Annotated in this window: 22 protein-coding genes; 6 read left to right on the forward strand and 16 right to left on the reverse strand. The window is 59.1% G+C overall.

Translation table 11 applies throughout. The features are described 5' to 3' along the window. Positions 1–91 precede the first annotated feature (91 nt). The 6 genes from ACW5XC_RS15760 to ACW5XC_RS15785 are packed head-to-tail and all read right to left on the reverse strand — an operon-like array spanning position 92 to position 4919. Positions 92–1270 carry a hypothetical protein gene (locus ACW5XC_RS15760; RefSeq protein ID WP_042054322.1) on the reverse strand — a complete coding sequence of 393 codons (1179 nt, stop codon included), beginning with the start codon at positions 1268–1270 and terminating at the stop codon, positions 92–94. Between the two features lie 2 nt (positions 1271–1272). Then, positions 1273–1935, reverse strand: coding sequence for an energy transducer TonB (locus tag ACW5XC_RS15765; protein ID WP_005339371.1), 663 nt, complete (start codon positions 1933–1935; stop codon positions 1273–1275). Beyond that, a complete protein-coding gene (locus ACW5XC_RS15770) occupies positions 1932–2333 on the reverse strand; it encodes an ExbD/TolR family protein (protein WP_005339369.1) in 402 nt (133 codons plus the stop codon). The genes ACW5XC_RS15765 and ACW5XC_RS15770 overlap by 4 nt, the downstream gene beginning before the upstream one ends. Then, positions 2330–2860 carry a MotA/TolQ/ExbB proton channel family protein gene (locus ACW5XC_RS15775; protein ID WP_005339367.1) on the reverse strand — a complete coding sequence of 177 codons (531 nt, stop codon included), beginning with the start codon at positions 2858–2860 and terminating at the stop codon, positions 2330–2332. Before ACW5XC_RS15775 ends, ACW5XC_RS15770 begins: the two co-directional genes overlap by 4 nt. Continuing rightward, the gene (locus ACW5XC_RS15780) at positions 2857–4161 is read right to left on the reverse strand and encodes a MotA/TolQ/ExbB proton channel family protein (RefSeq protein ID WP_042054323.1); all 1305 of its coding nucleotides are present in this window, start codon (positions 4159–4161) and stop codon (positions 2857–2859) included. The genes ACW5XC_RS15775 and ACW5XC_RS15780 overlap by 4 nt, the downstream gene beginning before the upstream one ends. Next, on the reverse strand, positions 4158–4919 hold the full coding sequence (locus ACW5XC_RS15785; protein ID WP_042054324.1) for a DUF3450 domain-containing protein: 762 nt from the start codon (positions 4917–4919) through the stop codon (positions 4158–4160). Before ACW5XC_RS15785 ends, ACW5XC_RS15780 begins: the two co-directional genes overlap by 4 nt. Before the next feature lie 210 nt (positions 4920–5129). Between ACW5XC_RS15785 and ACW5XC_RS15790 the strand changes: the two genes are divergently transcribed. Next, a complete protein-coding gene (locus ACW5XC_RS15790; protein ID WP_005339360.1) occupies positions 5130–5906 on the forward strand; it encodes a helix-turn-helix transcriptional regulator in 777 nt (258 codons plus the stop codon). 58 nt (positions 5907–5964) lie between these two features. On the opposite strand, the gene glmS is transcribed toward ACW5XC_RS15790, so the two are convergent. Further along, entirely contained in the window at positions 5965–7797 is a 1833-nt protein-coding gene (glmS, locus tag ACW5XC_RS15795; protein WP_042054325.1) for a glutamine--fructose-6-phosphate transaminase (isomerizing), read from the reverse strand. 56 nt (positions 7798–7853) lie between these two features. Further along, complete coding sequence (locus ACW5XC_RS15800) at positions 7854–8627, reverse strand: DeoR/GlpR family DNA-binding transcription regulator (protein ID WP_042054326.1); 774 nt, start codon at positions 8625–8627, stop codon at positions 7854–7856. 122 nt (positions 8628–8749) lie between these two features. On the opposite strand from ACW5XC_RS15800, the gene blrA reads away from it, so the two are divergent. The 5 genes from blrA (at position 8750) to creD (ending at position 13774) form a co-directional block, all read left to right on the forward strand. Continuing rightward, complete coding sequence (gene blrA, locus ACW5XC_RS15805; protein ID WP_033138557.1) at positions 8750–9424, forward strand: beta-lactam response regulator transcription factor BlrA; 675 nt, start codon at positions 8750–8752, stop codon at positions 9422–9424. Continuing rightward, a complete protein-coding gene (gene blrB / locus ACW5XC_RS15810; RefSeq protein ID WP_042054328.1) occupies positions 9421–10842 on the forward strand; it encodes a beta-lactam sensor histidine kinase BlrB in 1422 nt (473 codons plus the stop codon). Before blrA ends, blrB begins: the two co-directional genes overlap by 4 nt. Before the next feature lie 80 nt (positions 10843–10922). Further along, the gene (blaOXA, locus tag ACW5XC_RS15815) at positions 10923–11717 is read left to right on the forward strand and encodes an OXA-12 family class D beta-lactamase (RefSeq protein WP_042054329.1); all 795 of its coding nucleotides are present in this window, start codon (positions 10923–10925) and stop codon (positions 11715–11717) included. An 83-nt stretch (positions 11718–11800) separates the two neighbouring features. Then, positions 11801–12280 carry an Lcl C-terminal domain-containing protein gene (locus ACW5XC_RS15820; RefSeq protein ID WP_042054331.1) on the forward strand — a complete coding sequence of 160 codons (480 nt, stop codon included), beginning with the start codon at positions 11801–11803 and terminating at the stop codon, positions 12278–12280. A 117-nt stretch (positions 12281–12397) separates the two neighbouring features. After that, positions 12398–13774, forward strand: a complete 1377-nt coding sequence (gene creD, locus ACW5XC_RS15825) for a cell envelope integrity protein CreD (protein ID WP_042054333.1) — start codon at positions 12398–12400, stop codon at positions 13772–13774. Positions 13775–13825: 51 nt separating this feature from the next. Here the strand turns inward: creD and glmU are convergent, their stop codons facing one another. The 8 genes from glmU to atpE all read right to left on the reverse strand — a co-directional run bounded on the left by glmU (position 13826) and on the right by atpE (position 20930). Beyond that, positions 13826–15187: a bifunctional UDP-N-acetylglucosamine diphosphorylase/glucosamine-1-phosphate N-acetyltransferase GlmU gene (gene glmU, locus ACW5XC_RS15830; protein WP_042054334.1), complete on the reverse strand. Its 1362-nt coding sequence runs from the start codon at positions 15185–15187 to the stop codon at positions 13826–13828. A 93-nt stretch (positions 15188–15280) separates the two neighbouring features. After that, positions 15281–15709, reverse strand: a complete 429-nt coding sequence (locus ACW5XC_RS15835; RefSeq protein WP_005339345.1) for a F0F1 ATP synthase subunit epsilon — start codon at positions 15707–15709, stop codon at positions 15281–15283. 18 nt (positions 15710–15727) lie between these two features. Continuing rightward, positions 15728–17116, reverse strand: coding sequence for a F0F1 ATP synthase subunit beta (gene atpD, locus ACW5XC_RS15840; protein ID WP_026455856.1), 1389 nt, complete (start codon positions 17114–17116; stop codon positions 15728–15730). A 33-nt stretch (positions 17117–17149) separates the two neighbouring features. Beyond that, on the reverse strand, positions 17150–18016 hold the full coding sequence (gene atpG, locus ACW5XC_RS15845) for a F0F1 ATP synthase subunit gamma (protein WP_041210471.1): 867 nt from the start codon (positions 18014–18016) through the stop codon (positions 17150–17152). Between the two features lie 42 nt (positions 18017–18058). Further along, the gene (atpA, locus tag ACW5XC_RS15850) at positions 18059–19600 is read right to left on the reverse strand and encodes a F0F1 ATP synthase subunit alpha (protein WP_042054336.1); all 1542 of its coding nucleotides are present in this window, start codon (positions 19598–19600) and stop codon (positions 18059–18061) included. Positions 19601–19615: 15 nt separating this feature from the next. Further along, a complete protein-coding gene (atpH, locus tag ACW5XC_RS15855; RefSeq protein WP_042054338.1) occupies positions 19616–20149 on the reverse strand; it encodes a F0F1 ATP synthase subunit delta in 534 nt (177 codons plus the stop codon). A gap of 13 nt (positions 20150–20162) precedes the next feature. After that, on the reverse strand, positions 20163–20633 hold the full coding sequence (atpF, locus tag ACW5XC_RS15860) for a F0F1 ATP synthase subunit B (RefSeq protein ID WP_040068442.1): 471 nt from the start codon (positions 20631–20633) through the stop codon (positions 20163–20165). A gap of 54 nt (positions 20634–20687) precedes the next feature. After that, complete coding sequence (gene atpE, locus ACW5XC_RS15865; protein ID WP_005307205.1) at positions 20688–20930, reverse strand: F0F1 ATP synthase subunit C; 243 nt, start codon at positions 20928–20930, stop codon at positions 20688–20690. Between the last annotated feature and the right edge of the window lie 45 nt (positions 20931–20975).

Here is a 20975-nt window from a genome sequence, read left to right on the forward strand (position 1 = left end):
CGCGCCGGGATGACAAGGGCTTTTTGCAAAAATGCGTTCGTTTGCTGAAAAAGCGAACTGAACGCCCCAAAACAGCCCCTTGGCACCTCTTTTACGCCGCTTTTTTACTCAACTCTTCGCTTTGTGCCCGGATATAGTTGACCCAGCTGGTTGCCTTCTGCTGCCAGTTATCCTGTTGCTGCAGCTCACGGGCCAGTTCCAGCGCCTGGGCATACTGCTCCTTATTAAGGTGTGCCTGCACCAGCAGCGCTTTGGCACGATTGCCTTGCTCGCCTTTTACCGACTTGATGGCGGCGAGCTGGATCATGGCAGCATCAGTCTTGCCCTGTTGCAGCATCAGTTCGGCGGCGCGCATGGCAGCTTTGGGCTGACCATGTAGGCTGGCCAGCTGCTGCCAGCTATCAACTGCTTGTGACCACTCCCGGGCACCTTCCCACAATTGGGCCAGCAGTTGGCGGTTTTCAGCACTTTGCTTCATCTGTCCCTTGGCCATGGCCGCCTCCAGCAGACGGGCACCACGATAAGGCAGCCCTTGCCAGGCATAGAGGCGGATCAGCTGGTTGCGGGCTGACGCGTCATCCATCAGTTTTCTGTCGATGGCAGTCTGCAGCAGCGCCAACGCCTGATCCCCACGTTTGGCGGAGAGGTTGAGCGACACAGCCTGCTGCCACCATTTGCTCTCTTTGGGTTCATGGCTGATCAACTCGGCCGCCTGATCAGCAGCCACGCCATAACGTTGCTGAGCGGTGAGGGCGGAGAGACGAATGATAGCGGCCTGCTTCTGCCAACCCTTCTTCAACAACTGTTCGCTCTGGCTGGCAGCGTCACCGTACTGTTTGTTGTGGTAATAGAGGCCGGCCAGACGCAGGCGCAGCCCATCGTCTTGTTTGAGTGCCAGTGCCGCCTTGTAGCTGGCGATGGCGCCAGACCAGTTGGATTGCTGGGCCTGAATATCGCCGCGCAGTCGCAACAGCTGGAGCTGTTGCTGCTCGGGCCACTCTTTATAGGCAAGAGCCTGTTCGACATAACGGCTCGCCTGGGCGGTCTGTTGCAGATTGGCCGCCAGCGAGGCTTGCAACTGCGCCAGCCAGGCACGCTCGGCATCGCAATTTGGCTTGAGGCCGGACGCCTTGCTCTGGGCTTGTTGCCACTGACCGGACTGATAGAGCTTCATCACGGGTTCAAGCTGACGGGAGAAGTGAGGGCTGACCTCCATCGCCAGACAGGCTTGGCCGACCAGGGCCAGCAGACAGATCCAGATCCGCAACATAGTTATGACTCCAGTTTGAATTTGAGCGTGATGACTTGCACCAGCTTGTCGGTAGCGCCCGGTCTCGGCTGATAGCGCCACTTGTTGATCGCCTGAATGGCCGCCCGCTCGAACTGACGCTTGGGCTTGGCCTCGACCACTTCCACATCCTGCACGCCACCTTCGGCATTCACGCTAAAGCGCAGGGTGACGAATCCTTCGATCCCTGACTGCTGGGCACGATAGGGGTAGACCGGCTCGATCCGTTGCAGCGGCATCAGCATGTCACCTGCGCCGATACCCGCTCCCTGCTGCTGGCCGTGGTAGTTGCCACTCAATACCGGTGCGGTACTGGTCGCCACTCCGGGGGCATAGACCTGCACCGCGCTGAGGCTGGAAACCAGATCCAGACTCGGCTCAACGGCCGCCAAGGGGGCCGCGGCAGGCATCGGCAGCGGTGTCGAGGCCAATGCGGCGGGAGGCTCTGGCAGAGGTTCAGGCTCCTGCGGTACCGGACGCTCACGCACCTGCACCTCGGTCACCTCGTTCTGCATATTGATGACGATGGGCTTCTGTTCGCTCGCCACCTTCTCGCCCCGGGGCGGTTCAACCAGCGTGGCCATAAACAGCAGGATGCCCAGACTGAGGGCGATCCCCAGCCCCAGGCTCATCAACTTGTATTTCATTTCGGCGCCACCGCCACAGCGATATTGGCGATACCCGCCGCCTTGGCCTCATCCATCACCCGCACCACCTTGCCGTGGGGCACCCTCTCGTCGGCCTGGATCACCAGGCTGGCATCAGGTTGCTCCGCCAGTAGACGGGCGATGGTGGCCTGTACCCGCTCCACATCGATCTGCTTGCGGTCGAGGAAGATCTGACCCTGAGCCCCGATCGCCAGCATGATGCTGGAGGATTTCTGCGCCTTGGCCTGACTGGCCTGGGGCCGGTGCACCTCGAGCCCGGCTTCGCGCACGAAGGAGGTGGTGACAATAAAGAAGATCAGCATGATGAACACGATATCCAGCATGGGGGTCATGTCGATCTGCACTTCGTCACGCTGGCGTTTGGATTGCCGTCTCATTGCATTACCTTCTCTTCTCGCAGGCCGTCCCGGGTCTTGGCCAGCGCACGCTTGGCCTGACTCTCGAGCCGACTGAGTAACAACACGCCGGAGAGCGCCACCACCATGCCTGCCATGGTGGGGATGGTGGCGCGGGAGATCCCGCCCGCCATGCTCTCCGGGTTAAAGCGGTTGGCCGCAGCCAACGCATCGAATACGCCGATCATGCCGGTCACAGTGCCCAGCAGCCCCAGCATGGGGCAGAGCACCACCAGGGTGCGGATGAAGATCAGATGACGGTTCAGTTCCAGCTCCGCCTGCGCCAGCCAGCGGCTGCGGATCGCCCGGGCGTGCCAGCTGTGGCGCTCGCTGCGGGCCTGCCAGCGGCCGAGCAGCTGTTGCTGCAAGGGGCCAAAACCCAGATTGAGGTAGAGCAACCGCTCGATCATCAAAATCCACATCAGCACCAGCAGGGCCAGAATGACCCAGAGCACAGGGCCGCCACGGCCCATGAAGCTCTGCAGCTGTTGCCAGATGTCGAGCATCATGCTGCTCGCTCCATCCCGCCGTTATTGCTCTCGGCGCGCTCGGCCAGAATGCCGGCCACCTGCTGCTCAAGTACATTGGAGAGCTCGGTGAAGCGCGATTGCAGCAGGCTGTGGGCCAGGATCAGCGGAATGGCTGCCACCAGACCCTGTACCGTGGTAACCAGCGCCATGGAGATGCCGCCAGCCATGATCTTGGGATCGCCGGTACCAAACTGGGTGATGGCCTGGAAGGTGCCGATCATCCCGGTCACGGTACCGAGCAAACCCAGCATGGGGGCGATGGCCGCGATTACCTTGACCATGCCGATGCCGCGCTCCATGCGAGGAGTCTCCTGCAGGATCGCCTCATCAAGACGCAGCTCGAGGGTCTCCATGCTCAGCTCGGGGTGTTTGTCTGCCACCGTCAGCACCCGACCGAGGGCGTTGTCGGCATGATACTCGCCGCTCTTGAGCTGGCGACGAACCCGACCCAGTTCACGAGAGAGGCTCCACAACCGTACCGCTGCGATACCCAAACCGATGGCAGCCAGCAGCACGATAATGGCGCCGACCTGACCGCCTTGCTGTACCTGCTGCCAGAAGGTGGGCGCCTGTGCCAGCATCGCCAGCAGAGTGCCATGAGAAGGATCCAGCGGCAGCGCTTCCCCTTCCTGACCCTGATAAGCCGCAACGGCAGAGAGCACGCTACCGGGCAGACCCAGTACCGGGCTCAAGCCTTCGGCGGTCGGTTGCAGGAAGCCTTCGCTCCCCAGCAGGGCAAAACTGCCAACCCGGGTCAGCGACTGCTCGCTGGCAGCCCCCTGGGCATCGAGCACCTTGCCGTTGAACCGGGCAATCCGGCCAGATTCACTGATCTCCTGCAGCAGCGTGGTGGGTAGAAGGGCGAGGGCGGCGCGATCCGGCACCTGTTTATCCTGTGCCATGGCTTTCAGCGGGGCGAGACGTTCCGGGTACTGGCCCTCGACGGCGGATTCGCTCAGCAGCTTGACCGCATCGCTGGCGCCCTGACGGGTGACTGCGAAGATCTCGTTCATGTCGCCGGAGGCTTGTTCCCACTGGGCGTTGAGCTCGACCAGCTGCTTCTCGTTGCTGGCGAACTTGCCAGCCAACTCCTTGCTCAGGCGCTGGGCCTCGGCCAGTCTGGCGCGGGCAGTGCCGAGCTCCTTGGCAACGGTCGCCAGATCTTGCTGAGCCTGTTGTTCACGAGCCTGTTCCTGCTGCTGCCACTCATCGGCGGCAGCGGCGTTGGTACCGCAGGAGAGGGCAATAAGGAGGGGGAACCACTTCATGGTGACTCTCATGATTGGGCCTCCTGACTGCGGCTGACAGAGAGGGGGATATTGAGCAACTGGGGAACTTTCTTGTCGGCGGCCACATCCATCGCCTCGGCAATGGGGGAAAGCCACTGGCTATCGAGGGCTTGCCACTGCTTCGCCTCGGCAGACCAGCGCCATGCCTGACTGCGATCGGCCGTCATCGCCAGCAGGGAGACCCGACCCAGCGCCAGCACATCGACCCGACGCGGAGCACCATCCAACTCCAGCTCGGCGGAATAGCTGTCCATCCGGCTGCCGTACTCGGCTTCAATCTGATAGGCCTGTAGCAGCTGACGGAATTTCTCCGCCTCGCTAACGTCTGCTCGAGCCAGGGTCGCTTTCAACTGTTCAACCCGCGCCAAACGATCTTCCTTGCGCAGCGGGATGTCGTTTTGCACCAGCTGTTCCAGATCTGCCTGCATCTGCAACATCAGCGGGATCAAGCCCTGACGGGTCTCTTGCACCGCTTCCAGCTGCTGGCTCAATTTACCCAGCTCATTTTGCTGATCGGCCACCAGAGATTGCATGTAGCGGTTGTAGGCTTCGAGGTCACGCAGTTGCAGCTGGGCATTTTGCAGCTCCAGTCGTGCGGCAACGGCGGCATCGGCGGCTTTTTCCACCCGCTGCTGGGAGGCTTTCCCGGCAGCTATGCTGTTCTTGAGGGCGGGAGCAACCAGCTCATCCCCGATGGCAGCAAAGTGGACTGACAGTGGCAGCAGGGCCACACCCCATAATTTGTTCATTGAAATACATCTTACTAATGATAACTATTATCATTATCTCAAATGCAGGGCGGACTGGCAACGAGAGGATTTTCTTGGCCTTTATGCACAAAAACAGGATAATTTTTAAGCACGCACGGAATAAGTGGCGCCAATAGCCACCGCACAAATATAAATAACGATAAAAAATCTTTTCGATCAGTGTGATAGAGATCGAAAAAGGAGAAAGTAATGCTCAACGATGCGATCTGGGAACATATCGACAAGTTCACCAAGGCAACAAAAACCAGCGATATCCAGCAACTGCTGGAGCGCTTCAGTCATCAAATGGGCTTTGATTACTTTCGGCTGCTGATTATTTTCCCCATCAGCATGCAAAAATCCCACGTGGCACTGTTCAACAACTGTCCGACCACCTGGTTTGACGCCTATAGCGAAAACCAGTATCTGACCCAGGATCCGGTGGTCTATCTGGGGCTGAAACAGACCCAGCCGATCTTCTGGAACAAGCTCGACTGCGACTCGCCCTGGCTGCCCAGCGCCAGCCGCGACGTGATGAACCTGGCCGCTGATTTCGGAGTACGCAATGGCGTCTCCTTTCCGCTGCACACCCCGCAGGGGGAGCACGGCATCCTCTCTTTCATCACCAAGGACAAATCCAACTCCGATCTGATGTTTGAAAATGTTCCGCTGCTGTCGTTTTGTGCCAGCTACATCTTCAACTCCGCACTGCAACTGATCAAAAGCAGACCGGATATGATGAAATACCTGACCGAACTGTCGGATCGGGAGAAGGAGTGCCTGTTCTGGGCCAGCGAGGGCAAGACCTCCTGGGAGATCGCCACCATCCTCGGTATCAGTGAGCGGACGGTCAACTTTCACCTGACCCAGGTGACCAACAAGACCGACTCGAAGAACCGCAGTCAGGCCATCGCCAAGGGGATCACCAGCGGCATCATAGTGCCCTCCCTCGACGAGGTCACCATCACCAACTTGCGGCTGTCGTAACCCTCAGCAGCAACAAAAAGAGCCGCAATTGCGGCTCTTTGTCATTTCAGAAAGTGACTTACTCAACGGTCACCGATTTTGCCAGGTTGCGCGGCTGGTCGACGTCAGTCCCCTTGATCAGGGCAACGTGATAGGAGAGCAGCTGCAGCGGCACGGTATAGACGATGGGGGCGATCACCTCTTCCACATGGTTGAGGTTCATGACCCGCATGGTCTCGTCGCTCTTGAAGCCGGTATCGGCATCGGCGAACACGTAAAGGATACCGCCACGGGCGCGCACCTCTTCCACGTTGGACTTGAGCTTCTCCAGCAGATCGTTGTTCGGCGCCACCACAATGATGGGCATCTCGGCATCGATCAGCGCCAGCGGGCCATGCTTCAGTTCACCAGCGGCATAGGCTTCGGCGTGGATGTAGGATATCTCTTTGAGCTTGAGCGCCCCTTCCATGGCGATGGGGTACTGGCTGCCACGGCCGAGGAACAGGCTGTGCTGCTTGTCGGCAAACTCTTCGGCCAGGGTTTCGATATCCTTGGCCAGCGCCAGGCTCTCTTTAATACGCAGCGGCAGGGCTTGCAGCGCCTTGACCAGTTCGGCCTCGGCAGCGGCGCTCAGGTGGCCACGGCAGTGACCGACCGAGGCCACCAGCATCAGCAGGCCAGCCAGCTGGGTGGTGAACGCCTTGGTGGAGGCTACGCCGATCTCGGCACCGGCACGGGTCATAAAGGCCAGATCCGATTCACGCACCAGCGAGGAGCCCGGCACGTTGCAGATAGCCAGCGAGCTCATATAGCCGGATTCCTTGGCCAGACGCAGGGCGGCCAGGGTATCGGCGGTCTCGCCACTCTGGGAGAGGGTCACCAGCAGGCTGTTGGGGCGCACTACCGACTTGCGATAGCGGAACTCGGAGGCGATCTCTACATCGCAGGAGACGCCAGCGATCTCTTCGAACCAGTAGCGAGCCACCATGCCGGAGTGATAGGAGGTGCCACAGGCGACGATCTGCACGTGCTCCACCTTGTCAAAGATGGCGCGCGCGCCGTTACCGAACGATTCGACCACTACGTGATCACTGCCCAGACGCCCTTCTAGGGTGTTGGTGATCGCTTTGGGCTGCTCGTGGATCTCCTTGAGCATGTAGTGACGGTATTCACCCTTGTCACCGGCATCGTGGGAGAGTTCGGACTCCTGCTCTTCGCGCACCACGGCGTTGCCGTTGGTATCGAAGATATGCACATCGCGACGGGTCACTTCGGCCACATCACCCTCTTCCAGGAAGATGAAACGACGGGTCACCGGCAGCAGCGCCATCTGGTCGGAGGCGATAAAGTTCTCGCCGATACCGCGGCCGATCACCAGCGGTGAACCGGAGCGGGCCACCACCACGCGGCTGTCGTCGCGGCTGTCCATCACCACGGTACCGTAGGCACCGCGCAGCTGCTTCACCGCAGTTTGCATGGCGGCCAGCAGGCTGCCGGCGCTCTTCAGCTCGTGATGGACCAGATGGGCAATCACCTCGGTATCGGTGTCGGAGCTGAACACATAGCCTAGCGCCTTCAACTCTTCCCGCAGCTCTTCGTGGTTCTCGATGATGCCGTTGTGCACCACCACGATATGCTCGGAGACGTGGGGGTGGGCGTTGCGCTCGGAGGGCTCGCCGTGAGTGGCCCAGCGGGTATGGGCGATGCCGGTACCACCGTGGACGGACTGCTCGTCGAGCGCCTTGGCCAGCTCGGCCACCTTGCCCAGACGGCGAACCCGCTGCAACGGCTGGTTGGCGCTGAACACGGCCACACCGGCTGAGTCATAACCGCGGTACTCCAGACGGCGCAGGCCCTCTACCAGAATTTCAGTCACATCACGTTGGGCGACAGCCCCGACGATGCCACACATACACTTCTCCTTGAGATGCAAATCGTAAAGTCAGTTGGATGGTTCAGAGCTCGATGTCAGCAAGTGACCGGGGCGCAGATAAGCGTCACCCCCTGGGCTTGAATCTGTTCTCTGGCCTCGCTGGCCAGCCGCTCGTCGGTCACCAGGGTATGGATGCTCGACCAGGGAAGTTCGAGATTGGGGATCTTGCGGCCGATCTTTTCCGATTCGACCATCACAATGACCTCCCGCGATACCTCGGCCATGACCCGCGACAGGCCCACCAGCTCGTTGAAGGTGGTGGTGCCACGTTCCGGGTCGATACCGTCGGCACCGATAAAGAGCTGGTCGAAGTCGTAGGAGCGCAGCACCTGTTCCGCCACCTGCCCCTGGAAGGATTCGGAGTGAGGGTCCCAAGTGCCACCGGTCATTAACAGGGTAGGCTCATTTTCCAGCTCGCGCAGGGCACCGGCCACATTGAGGGAGTTGGTCATCACGATGAGGCCGCGCTTGTTGCCCAGCATGGGGATCATGGCGCTGGTGGTGCTGCCGCTGTCGATGATGACGCGGTTGTGATCACGCAGCCGCTCGGCCGCCGCACGGGCAATGGCTAACTTTCGGTTCGAAACTTGTTCAGGGTTGATCTCGACCACCATCTCGCTCGGCAAAGGGACGGCGCCACCGTAACGGCGCAGCAGCAGACCACCGGTCTCCAGTACAGCCAGATCTTTACGGATGGTCACTTCGGAGGTAGAAAAGTGTTTGGCGAGGGCGTCGACACTCACTTCACCCTGCTCTTGTACCAGGGTCACTATGGTGTGGCGGCGTTGTTGAGTATTACGTTTGGTCATTTTTAAGTTTCGATTCGAAAGAACATCGAAATATTAGCCCCTTTTTCGGAAAAATAAAACAGCAAATAGGATCCTATTTGGTTCGATGCCAGAATGGGGTGCCAATTTGCGACGAGGATGCCATGCAAAAGAGAGTCATCTGGCTGGTGGAGGATGAGGCCAGCATCGCCGACACCCTGATTTACGCCCTGCAGACCGACGGGTTCGAGGTGGAGTGGTTCATGCTGGGCCAGCAGTTGCTGACACGACTGGAACAGACGCGACCCGACTTCCTGATCCTCGATGTGGGGCTGCCCGACATCAGCGGCTTCGAACTCTGCAAGCAGGTGAGGGCGCTGACCGATATTCCCCTGATGTTCCTCACCGCCCGCAGCGAGGAGATAGACCGGCTGATCGGGCTGGAGATCGGTGCCGACGACTATGTGGCCAAACCCTTCTCGCCACGGGAAGTGTGTGCCCGGGTGCGGGTCATCCTGCGCCGCAGCCAGCCCGTCGCCCCCCAGCCCAGCGCCCTGCTGGTACTGGATGAGGAGCGTGCCCGCATCCATTTTCGCGGCCAACCGCTGGCCCTCACCCGCTACGAATATCTGCTGCTCAAGACCCTGATGCAGGCGCCGGGGCGGGTCTACTCCCGCCAGCAGCTGATGGATCTGGTGTGGCAGGATGCGGAGGAGAGTCTGGATCGCACCGTAGATACCCATATCAAGACCATCCGCGCCAAGCTGCGCGAACATGATCCCGAGGCCAACCTGATCCTCACCCACCGCGGGCTGGGCTACAGCCTGGAGCTGGCATGAGACTCGGGTTGCAACTGCTGTGCGGCCTGCTGCTGATCTTCGCGCTGGCCGCCTGGTTCGTGCTGGAGATCTTCGTCGAGGAGATAAAACCCGGGGTGCGCAGCGCCACCGAGGATACTCTGGTAGACATGACCCAGCTGCTGGCACCGCTGGCGCTCGATGATCTGAAAGAGGGCAATATGATGAACGGGCGGTTGGCCAGCGCCTTCGCCCGCCTCAACCAGAATCCCATCAATGCGATGATCGATGGCCACCTCAAGCAGCAGGCGGAGTACCGCATCTATGTCACTGACCAGAAGGGTATGGTGATTTACGACTCCGACGGCACGGATCTGGGCAAGGATTATTCCCGCTGGAACGATGTCTACCGCACTCTGCGCGGCCAGTATGGCGCCCGCAGCACCCGCACCGATCCCGACGATGCCGCCAGCTCGACCATGTATGTGGCGGCGCCGTTGCGGGAAGGGGCCGAGATCATCGGCTCCCTCACCGTCGCCAAGCCCAACCGCACCCTGATGCCTGCCATCGAGCGCGGGGAACAGGAGCTGCTGCAGGCCGGCGGCCAGATGCTGCTCATCTCGCTGCTGATCGGCAGCCTGCTGGTGTGGTGGCTAAACCGCGCCATCGGCAAGCTGGTGCACTACGCCGACTCGGTCAGCAAGGGGGAGGCGGCACCGCTGCCACGGCTGCACACCGTCGAGCTGGATCGGCTCGGCCGCTCACTGGAGACCATGCGCCACCAGCTCGATGGCAAAAGCTACATCGAAGCCTATGTTCACAGCCTGACCCACGAGCTGAAGAGCCCGCTGGCCGCCATTCGCGGGGCAGGGGAGATTTTGGCCGAAACGCCGCCCCCCGAAGTTGCCAAACGCTTTATCGGCAACATCAATCTGGAAACCGCCCGCATGCAGCAGCTGATCGAGCGAATGCTGCAACTGGCGCGGCTGGAGTCGGGGCAGGGGCTGGATCGCCAGTCGGTGGAACCGGCAAAACTGGGCAAGCTCACCCTCGATGCCCGCCAGATCATCGCCCAGCGCCGTCAGGTCGAGTTGGTGGCCGAGCTGACCAGCGCGCCGAAACAGAAGTGGGATCCGCTGTTGGTGGAGCAGGCCATCGGCAACCTGCTGGATAACGCTATCGACTTCTCTCCCGCCTACGGGCTGGTCACCCTGAGCGGCAGCCAGCAGGAAGAGGGCTACTGTTTTCGGGTCACCGACAGCGGCCCCGGCATTCCCGACTACGCCCTGCCGCGCATCTTCGAGCGCTTCTACTCCTTGCCGCGCCCGGACAAGGGCAAGAGCAGTGGTCTGGGGCTCAGCTTCGCCCATGAGGTGGCCCACCAGCATGGCGGCCGTCTGACCCTGAGCAACCGGCCAGAGGGAGGCGCGCTGGCGGAACTCTGGCTGCCATTCACCTAGTCCCCCCGCAACTTCACATTCCCCACACAAAGCGGCATTAGACTGCCGCTTTCTCTCATCCATTTGCTCAAGGAAATGCTATGTCCCGCCTGCTTCTCTCCAGCCTGCTGGCTGCCGGTCTGCTCGCAGACCTGCCAGCCTCCGCCGCCAGCGGCTGCTTTCTCTATGCTGACGGCAACGGCCAGACCCTCTCCAGCGAAGGGGACTGCTCCAGCCAGCTGCCGCCCGCGTCCACCTTCAAGATCCCGCTGGCGCTGATGGGTTACGACAGTGGCTATCTGGTGGATGAAGAGCATCCGGCACTGCCTTACAAACCGAGCTATGACGGCTGGCTGCCCGCCTGGCGTGAAACCACCACCCCGCGCCGCTGGGAAACCTACTCGGTGGTCTGGTTTTCCCAGCAGATCACCGAATGGCTGGGGATGAAGCGCTTCCAGCAATATGTCGACCGCTTCGACTACGGCAATCGGGATCTCTCCGGCAATCCGGGCAAACATGACGGCCTGACCCAGGCCTGGCTCAGCTCCAGCCTCGCCATCAGTCCGGAGGAACAGGCCCGCTTCCTCGGCAAGATGCTGAGCGGCAAGCTGCCGGTCTCGGCGCAGACCCTGCAGTACACCGCCAATATCCTCAAGGTGAGCGAGATCGACGGCTGGCAGATCCACGGCAAGACCGGCATGGGCTACCCGAAAAAGCTGGATGGCAGCCTCAACCGCGATCAGCAGATCGGCTGGTTCGTCGGCTGGGCCAGCAAACCGGGCAAACAGCTGATCTTCGTCCATACCGTGGTGCAAAAGCCCGGCAAGCAGTTCGCCTCCCTCAAGGCGAAAGAGGAGGTGCTGGCCGTCCTGCCTGCACAACTTAAAAAGCAGTGATCTCGCTTCCCGCCAGATAAACCCCGATAACCACTGTCAGCCCACCAGCGACGGGCTGACCGCCATTCGTAAACGAGACAAACATGAAATTATTTCTATTGCTGCTCTGGCTTCCGGCCAGCATGGCGTTGGCTGCCTGTGATCTCTCCGACCGCCTGACGCGGCAGGGAGAAGTCATCCATGATCGGCTCAGCCAGCTCGAATGGCAGGCGTGCAGCCTCGGCAGCCAGTGGCTGGAGGGGAAAGGGTGCGTGGGCACACCGGCCCTGCTGACACTGCTTGAAGCCAAGGATGAAGCAGCCCGCCTTGGCGAGGGGTGGCGACTCCCCACCATCGAGGAGCTCTTCACCCTGCTCGACGAAAATTGCCGGGCGCCGATGACAGACCCGCGCTTCTTCTCCGATATCCATGACAACGGGGAAAATGCAGCCCCCTACTGGACCTCCAGCTCCATTGAGGAGATGCCGGAACTGGTCTACTACATCGACTTTATACACGGGCTCATCGACGGCCATACAGATCGTTTCGCCCAAGCCGCTCGGTTGGTGCGCTCCCGCCCCTGAACAATCCCGTGGCGCCTGATGGCGCCGTTTTTCAACAGTTCACCGCCACTTCACACAAGCCCATCACCACTTCACGCCGGACTGACAGACTCACTCCATCCAACAAGGAGACGTGTCATGGTCAAACAGATATTCACCCACAAGATCTTTCTGCTGCTGTTGCTCAGCCTGTTGTTGATGGTGCCGGTGCAATCCATCATGGAGCTCAACCGGGAGCGTCAGGCTTACCGCAGTCAGGCCATTCACAGCATCATGGCCAGCAGCAGCGGCCCGCAACGACTGATGGGGCCCATTATCGTGCAGCCCTATACCCGTTCGGTGACGGTCGAGCAGGAGGGCAAGCGCTTCGTCCGTCAGGAGCAGATCTACCGCTACCTGCTGCCGGAGCAACTGGATATCAGGGCCAACATGGAGGTGACCCCGCGCAAGCTGGGCATCTATCAGGCGCAGGTCTATCAGACCCGGCTCTCCCTCTCGGGCCGCCTGCCAACCCGGCAGAGTCTGCTGAATGACGCGACCTCACCGCTCGGTGAAACGGCCGAGCTGGTGGCGGGCAAACCCTACCTGAGCCTGGTGCTCTCCGATGCCCGCGGTATCAACAGCGTCCCCGAACTGCAACTCGGCACACAGCGGATCCCGTTTGCCCCCGGCGCCCGCCTCGGTGATGCGCTCGCGGGTATCCATGCCCCGCTCGACAGCCTGCCGCAACAGGATGGCACCTTCCATCTGGAGCTCAATCTGCAGGGGATGAACGCCCTCGACATAGTCCCGCTGGGCAAGGAGAGCATCCTGCAGCTGGCGGGCAACTGGCCCCATCCCAACTTTATCGGCGACTTCCTGCCGGCCAGTCGCAGCCTCAATCAGGAGGGGTTCAGCGCCAGCTGGCAGACCAGCTGGTTCGCCAGCGACATGGAGACCCGCTTCAACCGGGCGATGAACGGCGGGGAGGACGTGTTGCCCACTTTCAGCGTCAGTCTGATGCAGCCGGTGGATCACTATCAGCTCAACGAACGGGCGGCCAAATATGCCCTGCTCTTCATCGGCCTCACCTTTATCAGCTTCTTTATGTTCGAGCTGCTCAAGGGGCTGCGGGTTCACCCGATCCAGTACGCGCTGGTGGGCATGGGGTTGGCCATCTTCTATCTGGTGCTGCTGGCACTGACCGAGCACCTCGGTTTTGGCTGGGCCTATCTGGTAGCCGCGCTGGCCAGCGTGCTGCTCAACGGCTTCTATCTCAGTCATGTGCTGGGCGGCCCGAAGCAGGGGATCGGTTTCGCGGCACTGCTCGGGCTGGTCTATGCCATCCTCTACAGCCTGCTGCAAGCCGAAGAGATTGCTCTGCTGCTCGGCGCCCTGCTGCTGTTCGCCACCCTGGCGCTGATCATGATGCTGACCCGCAAGCTCGACTGGTATCAGGTGATGGACTACAGCGCACCCGCGACCACATGGGCGGCCCCCCAGCCATCGACCAGTGACACCAGCCATAAGTCATAAGCCAAAAAAACCGGCGCCATCAGGCGCCGGTTCTATTTTATTGATCGGGCATCACTTCTTCTTGACCGGGCGAGCCCAGTTTTTGATGTGACGCTGGGGCACCCGGGTGATCACCAGCTCGTTCTCAGCCACATCCTTGGTGATGGTAGAACCCGCCCCCAAGGTCGCACCCTTGCCGATGCGCACTGGCGCCACCAGCTGGGTATCAGAACCGACGAACACGTCATCCTCGATGATGGTCTGGAACTTGTTCACGCCGTCGTAATTGCAGGTGATGGTACCGGCACCGATATTCACCCCAGCTCCGATCTCGGCATCACCCAGATAGGTCAGATGACCGCACTTGGAACCAACCCCAAGACGGGCCTTCTTCATCTCGACGAAGTTACCAACGTGCGCATCCTGCTCCAGAACCGCCCCCGGACGCAAGCGGGTAAACGGACCCACTGAGCACTGATCTGCCACCTGTGCCCCCTCGATAACCGAGTAGGGTTTCACCTCAGTATGATCGCCAATGACACAATCTTTCAGTACGCAACCGGCTCCGATACGAACGTGATTGCCGAGAGTCACCTTGCCCTCAATGATGACGTTTGCATCAATAACAACCTCTTCACCAATTTCCAAAACCCCACGCAAATCAAAGCGTGCGGGGTCGATCATGGTTGCACCAGCGATCATCAGCTTCTCGGCCTGCATCTGCTGATAGCTGCGCTCAAGTTGGGCCAATTGCACCCGATTGTTGGCCCCTTCAACTTCAGCGGCACGCTCTGGATGCACAGCGGCAATCGGGCAATTATCGACGTGAGCCATGGCGATCACATCGGTCAGATAGAATTCGCCCTGGGCATTCTTGTTGTCGAGACGAGACAACCATTGACGCAACTGGCCCCCATTGGCCACCAGCACGCCGGTGTTCACCTCTCGGATCGCCAGCTGTTCGGCGTTGGCATCCTTCTGCTCGACGATGCCGACTACCTGACCATTTTCACGGACGATACGGCCATAACCGGTGGGGTTGTCCAGTACCACGGTCAGCAGTGCCATCCCGTTTTCAGCCTTGGCAGCAAGCAGTCGCTGCAGGGTCTCTGGCTGGATCAGCGGGGTATCGCCGTACAGCACCAGCACATCGTCTTCATCCTTCCAGAACGGGATGGCCTGGGCGACGGCGTGACCGGTCCCCAGCTGTTGCGCCTGCAGCACCCAGTTCACATCGGCCGCCACGATCCGCTCTTTCAGCAGCTCGGCACCGTGGCCATAGACCAGATGCAGCTGCTCGGCACCGACCTGACGTGCAGTATCGATCACATGGGAAACCATAGGTTTGTTGGCTACCGGGTGGAGTACCTTGGGCAGGGAAGAGCGCATGCGGGTACCTTTACCCGCAGCCAGGATCACGACGTTGAGGGACATAAATTGACCTTTGGAACATGAGAAATACTCGGCGGAGTCTATCCAACGGGTAAAAAAAAAGCGACCCGAAGGTCGCTTTTTACATCACCGTTATTAGCGGTAATTCTTTTTGACGATATCGATAACTCGCAGTTGAGCCATCGCCTTGGCCAGCTCGGTGGCGGCCTGGGCGTAGTCGATATCACCATGGGAGCTGTGGATCCGCTCTTCGGCTGCGCGCTTGGCTTCCTGGGCTTTCGCCTCATCCAAGTCGTCAGCACGAATCGCGGTGTCCGCCAGCACGGTCACGGATTCAGGTTGTACTTCCAGCATACCGCCGGAGATGTACAGCACCTCTTCAGTTCCGTTCTGCTTCACCAAGCGGACCAGACCCGGCTTGATGGCAGTCAGCAACGGAGCATGACCGTGGCGGAGACCCAACTCACCTTCGGAGCCTGATACCTGAGCGGATTGCACGCGACCGGAAAACAGTTTTCCTTCGGCGCTCACCACGTCCAGGTGAAAGGAGATCATCTCTGCCATGGGCCCTCCTGTCGAGGCTTACAGTTTCTTGGATTTCTCGACGACTTCGTCGATACCGCCAACCATGTAGAACGCCTGCTCGGGCAGATCGTCATACTCGCCTTTCAGGATGCCCTGGAAACCACGGATGGTCTCTTTCAGCGGCACGTATTTACCCGGAGAACCGGTAAACACTTCTGCTACGAAGAACGGCTGGGACAGGAAACGCTCGATCTTACGGGCACGGGCTACGGTCAGTTTGTCTTCTTCTGACAGTTCATCCATACCCAGGATGGCGATGATGTCCTTCAGCTCTTTGTAGCGCTGCAGTACGGTCTGAACGCCACGAGCGGTCTCGTAGTGCTCTTTGCCAACCACCAGCGGATCCAGCTGACGAGAGGTAGAGTCCAGCGGGTCAACGGCCGGGTAGATACCCAGTGCCGCGATTTGACGGGACAGTACCACGGTCGCATCCAGGTGGGCGAAGGTGGTCGCCGGAGACGGGTCAGTCAAGTCATCCGCAGGCACGTAAACGGCCTGTACGGAGGTGATGGAACCGGTCTTGGTGGAGGTGATACGTTCTTGCAGAACACCCATCTCCTCGGCCAGGGTCGGCTGGTAACCTACTGCGGAAGGCATACGGCCCAGCAGTGCGGATACTTCAGTACCGGCCAGGGTGTAACGGTAGATGTTATCTACGAAGAACAGTACGTCACGACCTTCGTCACGGAACTTCTCGGCCATGGTCAGGCCGGTCAGCGCAACGCGCAGACGGTTTCCGGGCGGCTCGTTCATCTGACCGTAAACCAGAGATACTTTGTCCAGTACGTTGGACTCCATCATCTCGTGGTAGAAGTCGTTACCCTCACGGGTACGCTCACCTACACCGGCGAACACAGAGTAACCACTGTGCTCGATCGCGATGTTACGGATCAGCTCCATCATGTTTACGGTTTTGCCTACACCGGCACCACCGAACAGACCCACTTTACCACCCTTGGCGAACGGACATACCAGGTCGATAACCTTGATGCCGGTCTCCAGCAGCTCGGTGCTGTTGGACTGATCTTCGTAGCTGGGGGCTTCACGGTGGATTGACCAGCTCTCTTCTTCACCGATCGGGCCTTTCTCGTCGATTGGCTCGCCCAGTACGTTCATGATCCGACCCAGAGTCGCAGTACCGACCGGAACCTGGATGGATTTACCGCTATTCATTACTTCCAACCCACGACGCAGACCGTCGGAGGAACCCATGGTGATGCAACGAACGACGCCGCCACCGATCTGTTGCTGAACTTCCAGCACCAGACCCTGGCCTTGACCTTCGCTAACGACCTTCAGTGCATCGTACACCTGGGGCACGGCATTCTGCGGGAACTCGATGTCCACTACAGCGCCGATGATTTGGACGATGAAACCGTTACTCATGTCAAATCCTCTAAACCTTTGATAACCCTTGCCTTACACCGCAGCAGCACCGGATACGATCTCTGTCAGCTCCTGGGTAATACTGGCCTGACGGGCCTTGTTGTATACCAGTTGCAGATCGTTAATCAGGTTACCGGCGTTGTCAGTCGCGGCTTGCATGGCAACCATTCGGGCTGCCTGTTCACTGGCCAAGTTTTCCACTACACCCTGGTAAACCTGAGATTCGACATAGCGAACCAGCAGGGTATCCAGCAGCTTCTTGGGATCCGGCTCATAGAGGTAATCCCAGTGGTGTTTCTTGGCGAGCTTGCTGTCTTCAGTTACGGGCAAAGGCAGCAGTTGATCGACCCGTGGTTGCTGCACCATGGTGTTGACGAACTTGTTGTACACCAGATACAGCTTGTCAATCTCACCGTTGTCGTAAGCCTTCAGCATGACCTTGACTGAACCAATCAGGTCATTGACGCTCGGATTATCGCCCAGTCCTGCGACGTGAGCTTTCACCTTGGCGCCGTGCCGTTCAAAGAAGTTGGAGGCTTTGTTGCCGATCAGAGCCAGGTCAACCTTGGCACCTTTCGCGCTCCATTGCTTCATATCATTGAGGGCAGCCTTGAACAGGTTGATGTTCAGACCACCACACAGGCCACGGTCGGTGGAGACGACGATGTAACCCACTCGCTTGACCTCACGTTCGATGAGGTAGGGGTGCTTGTATTCCAGGTTCCCCTGAGCGATATGGCCGATCACCTTGCGCATGGTTTCAGCGTACGGACGGCTGGCAGACATGCGATCCTGCGCACGGCGCATCTTGCTTGCTGCCACCATTTCCATAGCGCTGGTGATCTTCTGAGTGTTTTTCACACTCCCGATCTTGTTACGTATCTCTTTTGCGCCGGCCATCTCTTCTCTCCATCAGGTGGCAGCTTGCGCTGCCACACACGCTTACCAGGTCTGGGTTGCCTTGAAGTTGTCCAGCAACGCAGTCAGCTTGCCAACGATCGCGTCGTTGTAGTCAGCCTTGGCATTGATTTCAGCCATCAGCTCGGCATGCTGGGTATCGGCGAAAGAGAGCAGAGCGGCTTCGAAATCGAGGATCTTGTTCAGCTCGACATCGGAGAGATAGCCTTTTTCCGCGGCGAACAGCACCAGAGACTGGTGAGCAACGCTCATCGGAGAGTACTGCTTCTGCTTCATCAGCTCGGTCACTTTCTGACCGTGGTCCAGCTGCTTGCGAGTCGCATCGTCCAGGTCGGAAGAGAACTGGGCAAACGCAGCAAGTTCGCGGTACTGAGCCAGCGCGGTACGGATACCACCGGACAGCTTCTTGACGATCTTGGTCTGGGCGGCACCACCCACACGGGATACGGAGATACCCGGATCAACCGCAGGACGAATACCGGCGTTGAAAGACTGGGAAGTCAGGAAGATCTGACCATCGGTGATGGAGATCACGTTGGTCGGAACGAACGCGGATACGTCACCAGCCTGGGTTTCGATGATCGGCAGCGCGGTCAAAGAACCGGTTTTGCCCTTCACTTCACCCTTGGTGAACTTCTCTACGTACTCGTCGTTGACGCGAGCAGCACGCTCCAGCAGACGGGAGTGCAGATAGAATACGTCGCCCGGGAATGCTTCACGTCCTGGTGGACGGCGCAGCAGCAGGGAGATCTGACGATATGCAACGGCCTGCTTGGACAGGTCATCATAAATGATCAGGGCATCTTCACCGCGGTCACGGAAGTACTCACCCATGGAGCAACCGGAGTACGGAGCCAGATACTGCAGGGCAGCAGCTTCGGAAGCAGAGGCAACCACCACGATGGTGTTGGCCAGAGCACCGTGCTCTTCCAGCTTGCGCACCACGTTGGCGATGGTGGAGGCCTTCTGGCCAATCGCAACGTAGACACACTTAATGCCGGAGTCTTTCTGGTTGATGATGGTGTCGATCGCGATGGCAGTTTTACCTACCTGGCGGTCACCGATGATCAGCTCACGCTGGCCACGACCGATAGGGATCATGGCATCGATGGCTTTCAGACCGGTCTGGACAGGCTGGTCAACAGACTTACGCTCGATAACGCCCGGGGCAATCACTTCTACCGGAGAGAAGCCATCGTGCTCGACCGGACCTTTACCGTCGATAGGCTGACCCAGGGTGTTGACCACCCGGCCCAACAGACCACGACCAACCGGCACTTCCAGAATGCGGCCAGTACCTTTTACTTTCATCCCTTCGGCCAGATCGGCATAGGGACCCATCACTACGGCACCAACGGAGTCACGCTCCAGGTTCAATGCCAGAGCGTAGCGGTTGCCCGGCAGCTCGATCATCTCACCCTGCATGGCATCGGCCAGGCCGTGGATACGAATGATACCGTCACTCACGGAGACGATGGTACCTTCGTTACGCGCTTCGCTCTTTACATCAAACTGCGCAATGCGCTGCTTGATCAGCTCGGCGATTTCAGTGGAATTCAGTTGCATGCTCTAATACCCCAATCAAGATTGCAGCGCGTCAGCCATGCGATCCAGCTTGCCGCGGACAGTTCCGTCGATAACCAGATCACCGGCCTTGATGAGCACCCCGGCCATCAAGGACGCGTCGATGCTGCAATTCAGCTTCACTTTGCGCGCGAGACGTTGTTCCAGAGAAGCCTGAATATTGGCTTTCTGCTGGTCGGTCAGTGCAATCGCCGAAATCACGTCAGCCTGAACTTCTTTGTCCAGTTCAGACTTGAACACCACAAATTCGGCAACGACCGCCGGCAGCACACCCAAGCGACCATTCTCTGCCATTACCCGGATCAGGTTCTGGCCATGCTCGTCGAGTTGCTCCCCGCAGATGCTGACAAACAGTTTTGCCAGCTCGTCGGCAGCCACAGAGCCGTTAACCAGGTTGTGCATGGTCTCGTTTTCCACTACTTGCGCAGCGAAACCGAGCATACCCAGCCACTGGTCAACCGCCTTGTGCTCAACGGCAAACTCGAAAGCAGCCTTGGCGTAGGGGCGAGCGATTGTAGTCAGTTCAGACATAGCCCCGTTCCCGTTACAGTTCTGCTACCAGTTTGTCGACGATGTCGCTGTTGGCAGCCTGGTCGATTTGACGCGCCAGGATCTTCTCTGCACCAGCAATGGCAAGAGCAGCAACCTGCTTACGCAGTTCTTCTTTGGCACGATGACGTTCAGCTTCGATCTCGGCACGGCCCTGAGCCAGGATTTTTTCCCGCTCAGACTGGGCACCAGCGGCAGCTTCATCAATGATCTGGGCTTTACGTTTGTTAGCCTGCTCAATGATTTCAGCAGCCTGCAGCTTGGCTTCTTTCAGCTGATCGGTGGCGTTGGCCTTGGCCAAATCCAGATCTTTCTTGGCACGTTCGGCAGAAGAGAGACCGTCAGCAATAGCTTTCTGACGGGCTTCGATGGCTGCAATCAGCGGCGGCCATACGTACTTCATGCAAAACACTACGAAGAAGAAAAAAGCAAAAGCTTGGCCGAGGAGGGTGGCATTGATATTCACAGCCGATGTCCTCTTAAGTTAGTTAATGGGTTATGCCTGGAGAGTCGTAACGACTTAGCCAGCAACCGCAAACATCACGTACAGACCCAGACCAACGGCGATCATCGGGATCGCATCCACCAGACCCATTACGATGAAGAACTGGGTACGCAGAACAGGGATCAGATCCGGTTGACGAGCAGCACCTTCCAGGAACTTGCCACCCAGGATACCGATACCGATGGAAGCGCCGATAGCAGCCAGACCCATCATCATTGCAGCAGCGATGTACAGCAGGTCCATGTTCAAGTTTTCCATGAGGATCTCCAGTTATTTAGATGTAATTGATTGTATAAAAAGGAT

The organism is Aeromonas sp. 25-AL00135, assembly GCF_054052385.1.

Excerpts from the sequence above, each read along its gene's own strand:
- ACW5XC_RS15760 (WP_042054322.1), bottom strand. The coding sequence starts at position 1,270 with ATGTTGCGGATCTGGATCTGTCTGCTGGCCCTGGTCGGCCAAGCCTGT.
- ACW5XC_RS15765 (WP_005339371.1), bottom strand. The coding sequence starts at position 1,935 with ATGAAATACAAGTTGATGAGCCTGGGGCTGGGGATCGCCCTCAGTCTG.
- ACW5XC_RS15770 (WP_005339369.1), bottom strand. The coding sequence starts at position 2,333 with ATGAGACGGCAATCCAAACGCCAGCGTGACGAAGTGCAGATCGACATG.
- ACW5XC_RS15775 (WP_005339367.1), bottom strand. The coding sequence starts at position 2,860 with ATGATGCTCGACATCTGGCAACAGCTGCAGAGCTTCATGGGCCGTGGC.
- ACW5XC_RS15780 (WP_042054323.1), bottom strand. The coding sequence starts at position 4,161 with ATGAGAGTCACCATGAAGTGGTTCCCCCTCCTTATTGCCCTCTCCTGC.
- ACW5XC_RS15785 (WP_042054324.1), bottom strand. The coding sequence starts at position 4,919 with ATGAACAAATTATGGGGTGTGGCCCTGCTGCCACTGTCAGTCCACTTT.
- ACW5XC_RS15790 (WP_005339360.1), top strand. The coding sequence starts at position 5,130 with ATGCTCAACGATGCGATCTGGGAACATATCGACAAGTTCACCAAGGCA.
- glmS (WP_042054325.1), bottom strand. The coding sequence starts at position 7,797 with ATGTGTGGCATCGTCGGGGCTGTCGCCCAACGTGATGTGACTGAAATT.
- ACW5XC_RS15800 (WP_042054326.1), bottom strand. The coding sequence starts at position 8,627 with ATGACCAAACGTAATACTCAACAACGCCGCCACACCATAGTGACCCTG.
- blrA (WP_033138557.1), top strand. The coding sequence starts at position 8,750 with ATGCAAAAGAGAGTCATCTGGCTGGTGGAGGATGAGGCCAGCATCGCC.
- blrB (WP_042054328.1), top strand. The coding sequence starts at position 9,421 with ATGAGACTCGGGTTGCAACTGCTGTGCGGCCTGCTGCTGATCTTCGCG.
- blaOXA (WP_042054329.1), top strand. The coding sequence starts at position 10,923 with ATGTCCCGCCTGCTTCTCTCCAGCCTGCTGGCTGCCGGTCTGCTCGCA.
- ACW5XC_RS15820 (WP_042054331.1), top strand. The coding sequence starts at position 11,801 with ATGAAATTATTTCTATTGCTGCTCTGGCTTCCGGCCAGCATGGCGTTG.
- creD (WP_042054333.1), top strand. The coding sequence starts at position 12,398 with ATGGTCAAACAGATATTCACCCACAAGATCTTTCTGCTGCTGTTGCTC.
- glmU (WP_042054334.1), bottom strand. The coding sequence starts at position 15,187 with ATGTCCCTCAACGTCGTGATCCTGGCTGCGGGTAAAGGTACCCGCATG.
- ACW5XC_RS15835 (WP_005339345.1), bottom strand. The coding sequence starts at position 15,709 with ATGGCAGAGATGATCTCCTTTCACCTGGACGTGGTGAGCGCCGAAGGA.
- atpD (WP_026455856.1), bottom strand. The coding sequence starts at position 17,116 with ATGAGTAACGGTTTCATCGTCCAAATCATCGGCGCTGTAGTGGACATC.
- atpG (WP_041210471.1), bottom strand. The coding sequence starts at position 18,016 with ATGGCCGGCGCAAAAGAGATACGTAACAAGATCGGGAGTGTGAAAAAC.
- atpA (WP_042054336.1), bottom strand. The coding sequence starts at position 19,600 with ATGCAACTGAATTCCACTGAAATCGCCGAGCTGATCAAGCAGCGCATT.
- atpH (WP_042054338.1), bottom strand. The coding sequence starts at position 20,149 with ATGTCTGAACTGACTACAATCGCTCGCCCCTACGCCAAGGCTGCTTTC.
- atpE (WP_005307205.1), bottom strand. The coding sequence starts at position 20,930 with ATGGAAAACTTGAACATGGACCTGCTGTACATCGCTGCTGCAATGATG.